The sequence below is a fragment of the Maritalea mobilis genome, assembly GCF_019800885.1.
GTDB classification, from domain to species: Bacteria; Pseudomonadota; Alphaproteobacteria; order Rhodobacterales; family Rhodobacteraceae; genus Roseibacterium; species Roseibacterium beibuensis.
Genome location: NZ_JAHVKE010000001.1, coordinates 695,154 through 707,568, shown reverse-complemented (window position 1 = coordinate 707,568; position 12,415 = coordinate 695,154). Strand labels below are relative to the sequence as shown.

At 66.4% G+C, this 12,415-nt stretch carries 10 protein-coding genes and 1 tRNA gene; 8 read left to right on the top strand and 3 right to left on the bottom strand.

What is annotated here, in order from left to right:
* Positions 1-108 precede the first annotated feature (108 nt).
* The 7 genes from KUV65_RS03535 (at position 109) to pgi (ending at position 7,087) form a co-directional block, all read left to right on the top strand.
* On the top strand, positions 109-738 hold the full coding sequence (locus KUV65_RS03535; protein WP_308124500.1) for a DNA-3-methyladenine glycosylase family protein: 630 nt from the start codon (positions 109-111) through the stop codon (positions 736-738).
* Positions 735-1,403 (top strand): alpha/beta hydrolase, encoded by a 669-nt coding sequence (locus KUV65_RS03530; protein ID WP_222187594.1) that lies wholly within the window; start codon positions 735-737, stop codon positions 1,401-1,403. Before KUV65_RS03535 ends, KUV65_RS03530 begins: the two co-directional genes overlap by 4 nt.
* 197 nt (positions 1,404-1,600) lie before the next feature.
* Positions 1,601-2,197 (top strand): HNH endonuclease, encoded by a 597-nt coding sequence (locus KUV65_RS03525; protein WP_222187583.1) that lies wholly within the window; start codon positions 1,601-1,603, stop codon positions 2,195-2,197.
* A gap of 55 nt (positions 2,198-2,252) precedes the next feature.
* A complete protein-coding gene (gene speB, locus KUV65_RS03520; RefSeq protein WP_222187581.1) occupies positions 2,253-3,209 on the top strand; it encodes an agmatinase in 957 nt (318 codons plus the stop codon).
* A gap of 117 nt (positions 3,210-3,326) precedes the next feature.
* Positions 3,327-4,775, top strand: coding sequence for a glucose-6-phosphate dehydrogenase (gene zwf / locus KUV65_RS03515; protein ID WP_222187579.1), 1,449 nt, complete (start codon positions 3,327-3,329; stop codon positions 4,773-4,775).
* Positions 4,775-5,449, top strand: a complete 675-nt coding sequence (gene pgl / locus KUV65_RS03510; RefSeq protein WP_222187568.1) for a 6-phosphogluconolactonase — start codon at positions 4,775-4,777, stop codon at positions 5,447-5,449. Before zwf ends, pgl begins: the two co-directional genes overlap by 1 nt.
* A gap of 24 nt (positions 5,450-5,473) precedes the next feature.
* On the top strand, positions 5,474-7,087 hold the full coding sequence (gene pgi, locus KUV65_RS03505) for a glucose-6-phosphate isomerase (RefSeq protein WP_222187566.1): 1,614 nt from the start codon (positions 5,474-5,476) through the stop codon (positions 7,085-7,087).
* Here the strand turns inward: pgi and KUV65_RS03500 are convergent.
* Positions 7,084-7,572 carry an acyl-CoA thioesterase gene (locus KUV65_RS03500; RefSeq protein ID WP_222187565.1) on the bottom strand — a complete coding sequence of 163 codons (489 nt, stop codon included), beginning with the start codon at positions 7,570-7,572 and terminating at the stop codon, positions 7,084-7,086. The two genes, pgi and KUV65_RS03500, sit on opposite strands and share 4 nt — an antisense overlap.
* A 133-nt stretch (positions 7,573-7,705) precedes the next feature.
* Between KUV65_RS03500 and KUV65_RS03495 the strand changes: the two genes are divergently transcribed.
* Positions 7,706-10,141, top strand: a complete 2,436-nt coding sequence (locus KUV65_RS03495) for a GcvT family protein (protein ID WP_222187563.1) — start codon at positions 7,706-7,708, stop codon at positions 10,139-10,141.
* A gap of 28 nt (positions 10,142-10,169) precedes the next feature.
* Here the strand turns inward: KUV65_RS03495 and KUV65_RS03490 are convergent.
* Positions 10,170-10,243, bottom strand: a tRNA-Gly gene (locus KUV65_RS03490).
* A 60-nt stretch (positions 10,244-10,303) separates the two neighbouring features.
* Positions 10,304-12,349, bottom strand: a complete 2,046-nt coding sequence (locus tag KUV65_RS03485; protein ID WP_222187561.1) for an ASKHA domain-containing protein — start codon at positions 12,347-12,349, stop codon at positions 10,304-10,306.
* Positions 12,350-12,415: the final 66 nt, after the last annotated feature.

Sequence of the window (12,415 nt, the reverse complement as noted above, 5' to 3'; positions counted from 1 at the left end):
CCAGAGGAACGTGACGTGGTCAACGGGTTTGAGGCCCGGCCAGCGAGGGGTTTTCCACCCCTCGCGCTCCCCGGAGAGGTTTTTGGCCAAGATGAAGGGGGAGGGGTGGTGCGACTTCCCGACAGGATCGAAACGGAGGCCGACCTTGCTGACGGGGCCGCCCTGCTGGTGGCGCTGGAGCCGCGCTTCGGCCCGGTTGTGGCGAACGGACCCTTGCCCTTGCGGCGGCGGGTGGACGGGTTCGCCGCGTTGGCGCAGGCCATCGTGGGGCAACAGGTTTCGACCGCCAGCGCGGCGGCCATCTGGGGGCGGCTGGAGGCGGCGGGCCTGACGCAAGAGGGGGCGGTGCGCGGCGCGTCGGACGACGCGTTGCGCGGCTGCGGCCTGAGCCGGCCAAAACTGCGCTACATCCGGGCATTGGCCGCGGCGGGCGTCGATTGGGACGGCTTGCGTGCGGCAGAGACCGAGGACGTGATCGAAACGCTGGTGGCCTTGCCCGGGATCGGGCGCTGGACGGCGGAGATTTACGCGAAGTTTGCGCTCGGCCACATGGATGTCTTCGCGGCGGGCGACCTGGCCTTGCAGGAGGCGGCGAAACGGCTCTTCGATCTGTCCGATCGCCCCTCGGAACGCGACCTGCGCGACATGGCCGAGGCCTGGTCGCCCGTGCGCGCGGTTGCCGCCCGCGCGCTCTGGGTCTACTACCGCTGGGAAACCGATCGGGAGGGTGCCCTGTGACACGCGTATTGGAATATGGCCGCAAGCCCGCTGCCTCGGGGCAGGCGAAAAGCCTCGTGATCTTCCTGCATGGCTATGGCGCGGACGGAAAGGACCTGCTGGGGCTTGCCGATCCGCTGGCGCCGCATATGCCCGACACGGTCTTCGTCGCGCCCGATGCGCCGGAACGCTCGGTGATGAACCCGATGGGGTTCCAGTGGTTCCCGATCCCCTGGATCGACGGCTCCTCCGAGGAGCAGGCCGCCGAAGGCATGGCGCGGGCGGTGGAGGATTTGAACGCGTTTCTCGACACGCTCATGGCCGAGGAAGGCATCGCGCCCGAGCAGGTCGCGCTGGTGGGCTTTTCCCAGGGCACGATGATGAGCCTGCATGTCGCCCCGCGCCGGCCCGCGCGGTTCGCCGGCGTCGTCGGCTTTTCGGGCCGCTTGCTGGAGCCGGAGGCGTTGGCCAAGGAAACGGTCGCGCGCCCGCCTGTCCTGTTGATCCACGGCGACCAGGACGATGTCGTGCCGCCGCAATCGCTGCCCGAAGCCGCCGAGGCGCTACAGAAAGCGGGTTGGGACGAGGTTTATGCCCATATCATGAAGGGCACGGCCCATGGTATCGCGCCCGACGGGTTGTCGGTTGCCCTGGCCTTCCTGCGCGAAAAGCTGGGCATCGACTAGACGCGCAGCGTTCCGTCTCTGCCTGAAAAACCGTCACGAAACTGTCAGGCTTGTGCGTTAAGCAGTCCGCGCCACACACAGCATCTAGTTTTGCTTGCCCGATGGTTAAGCCTAGATATAGTGGAGGCATAGCTGGGGCGGGTGCTCCCGCTCTGGTGCCAAAAAGACGGGCAGTCAGGGCGGAGGCGGAGTCACCCATGCAAGTTGCGGCCGATACCGAGTTCAGAACCCATTTCGTGCGGGAGCCGGGCGCGCTCAAGGATCATCCGGCCTTGGTGCTGAATGCCGATTACCGGCCCCTGAGCTACTATCCCCTGTCGCTCTGGCCTTGGCAGGAGGCCGTCAAGGCGGTCTGGCTCGACCGGGTGCAGATCGTGGCCGAATACGACACGGTGGTGCGCTCGCCCTCGACGCAGATCCGAATACCTTCGGTCGTCGTTCTCAAGGATTTCATCAAACCGCAGAAGCGCGTGGCCTTCACGCGCTTCAATCTTTTTCTGAGGGACGAATTCTCCTGCCAGTATTGCGGCGCGAAAGGGGACCTGACCTTTGACCATGTCGTGCCACGGGCGCGGGGCGGCATCACCAGCTGGGAAAACGTCGTCGCGGCGTGTTCCAGGTGCAACCTGCGCAAGGGCTCCAAGAGCTTGCGCGAGTCGAGCATGGCGCTGCGCAAGGCGCCGCGTCAGCCGGGTGCCGAGGAATTGCGCAACATGGGGCGCAAGTTCCCGCCAAACCACCTGCATGAAAGCTGGCTCGATTTCCTCTACTGGGACGCCGAGCTGGAGGCGTGACACGGGGCCAAACGGGGGCTAGCGTGCCGCTGACCCCACCGCGAAAGGCCCTGACATGAGTGATATCGACTGGACCCCGATCTCTGGCGCCGTGTTGCCGCGTTATGCCGGCGTTCCCAGCTTCATGCGCCTGCCGCAGATCGCGCCGGACGATCCGCGCGCGCCCGAGGTCGAGATCGGCCTGATCGGGATGCCGTGGGACGGGGCCACGTCGAACCGCCCCGGCGCGCGCCACGGGCCGCGGGGCCTGCGCGATGCCTCGACCATGATCCGCGAGATGAACCGCTCGACCGGCCAGCTTCCGTTTTCGGCCGCGCGATGCGCCGACATGGGCGATGTCGCGATGAGCCCGGTCGACCAGGACGAGGCGCTGGAGGCCGCCGAGGCCGCCATCGCCTCGATGCTGTCCAACGATATCCGGCCCGTCATGGTGGGGGGCGACCACCTGTGCACGCTGACGGTGCTGCGGGCGCTGCGCAAACATCGCGGCGAGGCGTTCGGCCTGATCTTGCTGGATAGCCATACCGACCTCTATCCGCCCTATTTCGGCGGCAAGACCCTGACCCATGGCAATCCGTTCCGGCAGGCGATCGAAGAAGGCTGCATCGACCCGCACCGCACCTTTATGGCGGGGATGCGCGGCACCTCCTACAACACCTCGGATTTCGATTACGGGCGCGATAAGGGCGTGCATATCCTGCCGATAGAAACCTGCATGGAGCGCGGCTGGTCCTCGGTGATGGATGAGGCGCGCGCGGTCGTGGGCGGCGGACCGGTCTATGTCAGCTTCGACATCGATTTCATCGACCCCGCCTATGCGCCGGGGACCGGCACGCCCGAGGTCGGCGGCCCCACCAGTTTCGAGGCGATCCAATGCGTGCGCGCGCTGCGGGGGCTGGATATCATCGGCACCGACCTGGTCGAAGTGTCGCCGCCCTTCGATCCGTCGGGGAATACGTCGTGGCTTGGGGTGTCGGTACTGTTTGAACTGATCTGCGCGATGCAGCCGTGACGCGCCCGCTTGCCCGGTTGAGGCCGTTTGCGCATCTGGTAGACTTTATCCGAAACGCGGTGTATCTCGGGGGAAATTGCGCCCGTTAGCGCTAACACGGCGAAGTTGGAGACACCCATGGTTTCGCGCGTCATCCCGGTCGATCCGTTCGACCTCGTGATTTTCGGCGGCACGGGCGACCTGGCCCGGCGCAAGATCCTGCCCGCGCTCTATCGGCGGTTCTGTGATGAGCAGATGCCCAGGGAAGCGCGCATCATCGGCGCGGCCCGGACCGAGCAATCTCCGCAAGAGTATCGCGACTGGGTGGCCGAGGCGCTCAAGGAATTCGCCCCGAGATCGGCGGCCGACCCTGACGGCATGGCCGGATTTCTCGACCGGGTGGATTACCTTCCCGTCGACGCCAAGGGCGAAGGCGGCTGGTCTGACCTGAAATCGAAGATGCGCGACGATGTCGTGCAGGCCTTCTATTTCTCGGTCGCCCCGGCGCTGTTCGGGGATCTGGCCGAGCGATTGCACCATCACGGGATCGCGCATGAGGGGGCGCGGATCGTCGTCGAAAAACCCTTCGGGCGTGATCTGGGCACCGCGAGATCGCTCAACGCGACGCTGGCGGAACATTTCGACGAAAGCCAGATCTACCGGATCGACCATTACCTTGGGAAAGAGACGGTCCAGAACCTGATGGCGGTGCGCTTCGGCAATGTTCTGTTCGAACCGCTGTGGAACGCGCAATACGTCGATCACGTCCAGATCACCGTGGCCGAATCCGTGGGCGTGGGCGGTCGCGGCTCCTATTACGACAAGTCGGGCGCGATGCGGGACATGGTGCAGAACCACCTGATGCAGCTGTTGTGCCTGACCGCGATGGAGCCGCCCAGCCGGTTCGAACCCGACGCGGTGCGGGACGAGAAACTCAAGGTGATCCGCGCCCTGCAATCGCCCCCGCTGAAGGATATCGTGCGCGGGCAATACAAGGCGGGGGATAACCCGTCCTATCTCGACGATGTCGAGGAACCCGACAGCCGCACCGAAAGTTTCATCGCCATGAAGCTGCATATCGCGAACTGGCGCTGGAACGGCACGCCCTTCTACCTGCGCACCGGCAAACGGCTGAAGACCCGCAAATCCGAGATCGTCGTCCATTTCAAGGAACCGCCCCATTCCATCTTCGACGAGGATGCGGGCAGCCGGCCCAATATCCTGTCGATCCGCTTGCAGCCCGATGAAGGGATCGACCTGAGCGTCACCATCAAGGAACCGGGGCCGGGGGGCATGCGCCTGATCGACGTGCCGCTGGACATGAGCTTTGCCGATGCGCTGGGGCCCGAGGCGGCGGATGTGCCCGATGCCTATGAACGGCTCATCATGGACGTGATCCGGGGCAACCAGACCCTCTTCATGCGCGGTGACGAGGTCGAGGCCGCCTGGGCCTGGACCGATCCGTTGATCGAGGCCTGGACCGAGCGGGGTGACCGCCCTGTCCCCTACGAGCCGGGCAGCGCCGGGCCCGAGGACAGCGCCATCCTGATGCATCGCGACAGTCGCCGCTGGCGGGAGGTGGGCTGATGTACGAGTTCATCTCCTATCCCGATCGCGAGGCGATGATGCTGGACCTTGCCGACCGCATCGCCAGCGAACTGTCCGAAACGCTGCTGCACGAGGATCGCGCGACCCTCTCCGTGCCGGGCGGCACCACGCCGGGGCCAGTTTTCGACGTGCTGTCGGAACTTGCGCTGGATTGGTCGCGCATCTCGGTGGTCTTGAACGATGAGCGCTGGGTGGCCGAGGACAGCCCCCGCTCGAACACGGCGCTGCTGAAGAAAAGGCTCCTGACATCAAAGGCCTCCGAGGCGACGTGGATCCCCCTCTACGCGCTCGCCGAGCGTCCGGAGGACGCGCTCGACGCGTTGGCAGAGGGGCTGAAGCCGCATTTGCCGATCTCGGTCCTGCTTTTGGGCATGGGCACGGACATGCACACGGCAAGCCTGTTTCCCGGCGCCGACAACCTCGCTGCCGCGCTGGATGACCGCGCGCCGCCCTTGATGGCGATGCGCGCTGAGGGCGCGGGCGAGCCGCGGATCACCCTGACCGCGCCGGTTCTTAAGGGCGCGATGCGCACGCATATCCTCATCACCGGCCCTGAAAAGCGCGAGGCGCTGGAAAACGCATCGCATCTGCCCGTGCGGGAGGCACCGATCCGCGCGGTTCTGGGGCGCGCTGTCGTCCACTGGGCCGACTGACATCACTCATCCGGGAAGGACGACATGGATATCTGGTCAGATCTCAAGGCGCATCACGCGGCGAAATCAGGGCGCTCGATCCTGTCGCTCTTCGATGCCCCGGGGCGGGTCGAGGCGTTCTCGCGGCAGTCGGACGGGCTGCTCTTCGATTTCTCGAAAACACGGATCGACGAGGGCGCGTTGTCGCTTCTGCTGGAACTGGCGCGTGTGAGCGGGGTCGAGGCGCGGCGCGAGGCCATGTTCACGGGCGAAAAGATCAATGAAACCGAAGGCCGTGCCGTCCTTCACACGGCATTGCGGGCACCCGGCGGCGATGTGCGCGTCGATGGGCAAAACGTGATCCCTGGCGTGCTGGAGACGCGCGCCCGCATGGCGCAATTCGCCCAGGCCGTCCGGTCGGGCGAGATTGCCGGCAGCGGCGGGCGCTACACGGACGTGGTCAATATCGGTATCGGCGGCTCTGATCTTGGGCCGGCGATGGCGACGCTGGCGCTGGCGCCGTATCACGACGGGCCGCGCCTGCATTATGTCTCGAACGTTGACGGCGCGCACATCAACGACACGTTGCAAGGGATTGACCCGAAAACGACATTGGTGATCGTCGCCTCCAAGACCTTCACCACGATCGAGACCATGACCAATGCCGAAACGGCGCGCGCATGGATGGCGGCCGAGGTCGCCGACCCGGCCAGCCAGTTCGCGGCGCTGTCCAGCGCGACCGACAAGACCGCCGCTTTCGGGATCGACCCGTCGCGCGTTTTCGGTTTCGAGGATTGGGTCGGCGGGCGCTATTCTCTCTGGGGTCCCATCGGTCTGGGCCTGATGATCGCGGTCGGGCCCGAGGATTTCGCCGAGTTCCTGTCGGGCGGCCACGCGATGGACACGCATTTCCGCGAGGCCGATCTGGCCGATAATCTGCCGGTTCTTCTGGCCCTTGTCGGTATATGGCACAACCAGGTGGAAGGCCACGCCACCCGCGCCGTTCTGCCCTATGACCAGCGCCTGTCACGCCTGCCGGCCTATCTCCAGCAGCTTGAAATGGAGAGCAATGGCAAGCGCGTCGCGATGGATGGCAGCGATCTGGCCACCGATAGCGGCCCCATCGTCTGGGGGGAGCCGGGAACCAACGGCCAGCACGCCTTCTACCAGCTGATCCACCAGGGCACGCGCGTGGTGCCCTGCGAATTCCTCGTCGCGGCCGAGGGGCACGAGCCGGGCCTTGCCCATCATCACCGCCTGCTTCTGGCCAATTGCCTTGCCCAGTCCGAGGCGCTGATGCGCGGCCGCAGCCTTGAGGAGGCGCGCGAGATCATGGCGGCCAAGGGGCTGGACGGCGCAGAGCTGGACCGGCAGGCGCGCCACCGTGTTTTCCCGGGCAATCGCCCCTCGACCACGCTGATGTATCGCAAGCTGACGCCCTTCGTTCTGGGCCAGATCATCGCGCTCTACGAACACCGGGTGTTTGTCGAGGGCGTGATCCTCGGCATCAACTCCTTCGACCAATGGGGCGTGGAGTTGGGCAAGGAACTGGCCAAGGCGTTGGAGCCGGTTCTGTCCGGCGACGCGGACGGAGCGGACAAGGATGGTTCGACCCGTGCGCTTGTGGCCTTCGCGCAAAGCGTCAGGAATGGGGCCTAAGCTTCGGAAACGGCGCCATCTTCTGAGATGAAGGCCTGCTTGCCTGCCTCCGGGATCGGGTGCCGCCCGGGCGCATCGCGATTGAGCAGGACGATGATCGCCTCGCCAGTCGCGGTGCATGTCGCCTCGCCATCCTCGGACGGCAGCCAGACACCGAACTCCATGGTGAAGGACGTCCTGCGGAACGCCCGCGTGCGTCCGGTCACGACGTAATCCATGCCCGAGAACATCTCGGCCATGTACTCGCAGCTTGCGCGTTTCAAGACCAGGCGTGGGCTGTCCGGGCCATAATCGGTGACCTTCCGCGCCTCCAGATAGGGCAGGCGAAAGCTTTCGAACCAGCGCAGATAGGCGGTGTTGTTCACGTGCCCCAACGCGTCGATCTCGCCGAAGCGGACGCGGTCGGCCATGCCGAAACTCCAAGGCGCGGGGATGCCAAGCGCGCGCAGCGTCGGGGCGTCAAGCGGTGTGTGATAGTGCAACATGGCCCTGATCTGCCGCGCGCGGGTGCGACTGGCAAGCCGATTTGCGCTTTTCATCCCCGTGGTGTCGCGGATTGACCAGAGCACGCCGCGCGCGCCCGCCAGCATGGGCGGAAACGCGAACCGGAGATGTTTCATGCGCACCCATGCCCAGGCCGTCGTCATCGGGGGCGGCGTCATCGGCTGCTCGATCCTGTACCACCTGGCCAAGCTGGGTTGGTCCGAGGTCGTGCTTCTGGAACGCGATGAGTTGACCAGCGGCTCCACCTGGCACGCGGCGGCCAATATCCACGGGCTGCATGACAGCACGAATATCAGCCGCCTCCAGCATTACACGATGACCCTTTACAAGGAGTTGGAGGCCGAAACCGGCCAGTCCTGCGGCGTGTTCCAACCCGGCTCGCTCTACCTCGCGCAGACCGATGCGCGCGAACACCAGCTGCGCCTGCAAGAGGCCAAGGCGCGGCGCTACGGCATGAATTTCCACGAGGTCAGCCGCGACGAGGCCGAGCGCCTGCACCCGCTGGTCGATTTCTCCGGCATCCGCTGCATCATGTACGAGCCCGACGGGGGCAACGTCGACCCCTCGGGCGTGACCAATGCCTACGCGGTCGGCGCGCGCCAGCGCGGGGCCGAAATCCACCGCTTCACCCCCGTCACCGCGACCGAGGCGCAGCCCGACGGCACGTGGATCGTGCGCACGCCCAAGGGCGATATCCGCGCGCCCTGGGTGGTGAACGCGGCCGGGCTTTGGGGGCGCGAGGTGGCGGCGCTGGCCGGATTGGAATTGCCGCTGATCCCGACCGAACACCAGTATTTCGTCACCGAGACCATCGCCGAGATCGCCGGGATGGACCGCCGTTTGCCCTCGGTCGCGGACCGGGACGGCGAGTATTACCTGCGGCAGGAGGGGCAGGGCTTGCTCGTCGGCGCCTATGAACGCGACGTGCGCTTCTGGGCCGAGGACGGCACGCCGCAGGGGTTCGGGCACGAGCTCTTCCCCGACGATCTCGACCGGATCGAGGACAATGTCATGCGCGCCATCGACCGGGTGCCGGTGATCGGCACGGCGGGCATCAAGCGCGTCATCAACGGCCCCATGATCTGGTCGCCCGACAGCGCCGCCCTGATGGGGCCGGTGCCGGAATTGACCGGTTATTTCTGCTGCAACGGGATCATCCCGGGATTCTCGCAATCGGGCGGGCTGGGCCGCCTTGCCGCCGAATGGATGGTCGAGGGCGAGCCGTCACTCGACATGTTCGGCTGGGACCTTGCGCGCTTCGGGGCCTGGGCGGGCAAGGATTTCACCAAGGCGCGGGTGGGCGACCAATATGCCCACCGGTTCAAGATCCATTTCCCCGGCGAGGAGCGGGAGGCCGGTCGCCCCGTCCGCACCCGTCCCATCCATGCCATGCAAAGCGGGATGGGGGCCGTTTTTGGCCTCAACTACGGGTGGGAACACCCGCTTTATTTCGATGCCGACACGCCCGACAGCGCAGGCTTCACCCGACAGCCGTGGTGGGAAAGCGTGCGCCGCGAGGCGCGCGCCTTGCGCGAGACGGGCGGCATCATCGACATCTCGAACTTCGCGAAATACCGCGTGGCCGGGCCGGGGGCCGAGGATTGGCTGAACGCGCTTTTCGCCAACCGCATGCCGCGCGCCGTGGGCCGATCCTGCCTGACGCCGCTGATCGGCAAACGTGGCGGCATCGCCGGGGATTTCACCGTCACCCGGTTGGGGGAAGAGGAGTTCTGGGTCCTCGGCTCGGGCATGGCGGAACGCTTTCACCAGCGGTTCTTTCGTGCCGTGCCGCTGCCGGAGGGCACCACATTTGACAGCCTGACCGAGGCCGTCTGCGGCTTCAACCTGGCCGGGCCGCAATCGCGCGCGCTGCTCGAAACGCTGACGGATGCCGACCTCTCCAACGAGGCGTTTCCCTTCTTCCGCTCCCGCCGTATCACCGTCGCAGGCATCGACTGCGTCGGCATCCGCGTCAGTTTCACCGGCGATCTGGGGTGGGAATTGCATTGCGCCGAGGCCGATCAGCTTGCCCTCTACACCGCGCTGATCGAGGCGGGGCAGGGCATGGGGATCGGCCCCGTTGGCAGCCGCGCCTTGATGAGCCTGCGCGTCGAAAAGGGCTATGGCAGCTGGGGGCGCGACTACTCCCCCGAATACTGGCCGCAGGAAAGCGGGCTCGACGGGCTGATCCGCGGCGACAAGGACTTTCTGAACAAGGACGCGTGGCTGGCGATCAAGGACAAGCCGGCGCGTGAGCGCATGGTGATGCTGGAGATCGACGCGACCACCGCCGATGCGACCGGGGGTGAGCCGATCTTTTTGCCGGACGGCACGCCGGTCGGTCAGGTCAGTTCCGGCGCTTACGGCTATTCGGTCGGAGCCTCGCTGGCTATCGCCTATCTCAAGGCCGATCACGCCGTACCCGGCACGGCGGTCGAGGTGGCGATCCTCGGTCAGCCGCACGAAGCCAAGGTGCTGTCCAAGCCGCCCTTCGACCCGGAGGGCCTGCGCCTGCGGGATATGCATCCTGTCGGCGAACCGGCTGAATAGGCCGCGAACATTGTCTTTTCGGAGGATTTGGAGCGGGTAACGGGAATCGAACCCGTAACTTAAGCTTGGGAAGCTCGCGTGATACCTTTTCACCATACCCGCGCTCTGGACGGCTGGGATACTGCTGATCCGAGGGCGTCGTCAAGGGCCGTTGAGGCCCTGTTACCCCCGGCGGCGTCGCCTGCGCCCGCTGCCATCCCCACCGCCCGAGCTTGCGCCGAAATGCACCTGGGGCAGGGCGGCGACCTTGGCCAGTTCCGGGAAGGGGTCGGTCGCGTGCGGAATGGCGTTCGCGTTCACGAAGTGCTCCTGGAAGCGCGGCTCGACCGCCGTTTCGACCTTGTGGATCTTGCGCACGGTCTGCTCGATCCGGCTCCGTGCTGCGCGGTTGCACAGCGCGATGCGCGCGCCATGGCCGGCGGCGTTCCCGGCGCTCGTCACCTTGTCCAGCGGCGCGTCGGGGATCATGCCCAGAACCATCGCATGTTTCGGGCTGATATGCGCCCCGAAGGCCCCGGCAAGGATGACCCGGTCCACCTTGTCGACGCCGCGCTGGTCCATCAGCAGGCGCGCGCCCGCGTAAAGCGCCGATTTCGCCAGTTGGATCGCGCGGATATCGCCCTGCGTGACAAGGATGCGCGGCCCGCCTGCCGACGTCGCATCGTGGAGCAGATAGGCATAGGTCCGCCCCTGCGCCTCGCAGCGCGGGCTTCCGGTCGCTTCCGGCCTGCCGATCAGGCCCGAGGGATCGAGAAGCCCTGCCATGCGCATCTCGGCCACCGCCTCGATGATGCCCGAGCCGCAAATGCCGGTGACGCCCGTATCCCCGGTGGCCTCGGCAAAGCCGGGGTCGGTCGACCACAGATCGCAGCCGATGACCTTGAAACGCGGCTCTTTCGTTTCTGGGTCGATCTCCACCCGTTCGATCGCGCCCGGCGCGGCGCGCTGCCCGGCGCTGATCTGCGCGCCCTCGAAGGCGGGACCTGTGGGCGAGGAACAGGCCAGAACGCCGTTCGTGTCGCCCAGAAGGATCTCGGCATTGGTGCCCACGTCCACGATCAGGGTCAGGTCCTCGGCGCGGTCCGGCTCCTCCGCCAATGCAACGGCGGCGGCATCGGCGCCCACATGGCCCGCGATGCAGGGCAGCAGGTAGGCCTGCGCCGTGGGCGCGATGCTCGTCAGGTCCAACTCGGCGGCGGGCAGGGTGACACTGCCCGAGGTCGCCAGCGCGAAGGGCGCCTGGCCCAGTTCCACGGGGTCGATCCCGAGCAGCAGGTGATGCATCACCGGGTTGCAGACGACGACCACCTCGAAGATCAGCGCGGGGTCCACCCCGCCCTCGGCCGCGATCTCGGCGGCGAGCGTTGCCATGGCCTCGCGCACCGCGCGGGTCATCTCGGCATCGCCGCCGGGGTTCATCATCGCGTAGGACACCCGGCTCATCAGGTCTTCGCCAAAGCGGATCTGCGGGTTCATCAGCCCGGAGGAGGCCAGAACCCGCCCATCGCCCAGGTCGCACAGATGCGCCGCGATGGTGGTCGAGCCCAGGTCGATGGCCAGCCCGTAAAGTCCGCCCTCGTGCAGCCCCGGCCAGATGTCGAGCACCCGCATCCCATCCTGCCCGGCGGGCTGATGCAGCGCGACGCTGACCTGCCAATTGCCCTTGCGCAGCGCCGGTTGCAGCTTTTGCAGGACCGACAGCGGCGCCGTGACGCCCTCGATCTGCCATTGCTCTTTCAGGGCCGCAGCCAGACGCTCGAAATCGCCCGAGGGCTCATGCATGTCAGGCTCTTGCACCTCGACCATGACCAGCCGCGTGGCGGGGTCCATGGTGATCGGCCTGGTCGAGGCCGCCTTGCGCACGACCTGCCGATGCACCTGGCTTTCGGGGGGCACATCGATGACGATATCGCCCTGCACCGTCGCCTGGCAGCCAAGCCGCCGACCGGGCTTCAGGCCGCGCACACGGTCATAGCGGTCCTCGACCGCGTTCCAGTCGCTCAGCGCGCCTTCGTGCACGGTGACGCCATGCTTCGGGAAGTCGCCGTAGGACGGCGCGACCTGGCATTTCGAGCAGATCCCGCGCCCGCCACAGACCGAATCCAGGTCGACGCCCAACTGCCGGGCCGCGGTCAGAACCGGCGTGCCGACCGGAAAGCGCCCCCGCTTGCCGGACGGGGTGAAGATGACGAGGGGATCTTGTGTCATGCCAACCTTTTCGCGTTGTCGCGCAGATAGAACGCGCACCGTCGGAGGAGAAGAATTTTCCCGAAA

Coding starts and splice junctions, on each gene's coding strand:
- KUV65_RS03525 (WP_222187583.1), top strand. CDS start 1,601: ATGCAAGTTGCGGCCGATACCGAGTTCAGAACCCATTTCGTGCGGGAG.
- speB (WP_222187581.1), top strand. CDS start 2,253: ATGAGTGATATCGACTGGACCCCGATCTCTGGCGCCGTGTTGCCGCGT.
- zwf (WP_222187579.1), top strand. CDS start 3,327: ATGGTTTCGCGCGTCATCCCGGTCGATCCGTTCGACCTCGTGATTTTC.
- pgl (WP_222187568.1), top strand. CDS start 4,775: ATGTACGAGTTCATCTCCTATCCCGATCGCGAGGCGATGATGCTGGAC.
- pgi (WP_222187566.1), top strand. CDS start 5,474: ATGGATATCTGGTCAGATCTCAAGGCGCATCACGCGGCGAAATCAGGG.
- KUV65_RS03500 (WP_222187565.1), bottom strand. CDS start 7,572: ATGTTGCACTATCACACACCGCTTGACGCCCCGACGCTGCGCGCGCTT.
- KUV65_RS03495 (WP_222187563.1), top strand. CDS start 7,706: ATGCGCACCCATGCCCAGGCCGTCGTCATCGGGGGCGGCGTCATCGGC.
- KUV65_RS03485 (WP_222187561.1), bottom strand. CDS start 12,349: ATGACACAAGATCCCCTCGTCATCTTCACCCCGTCCGGCAAGCGGGGG.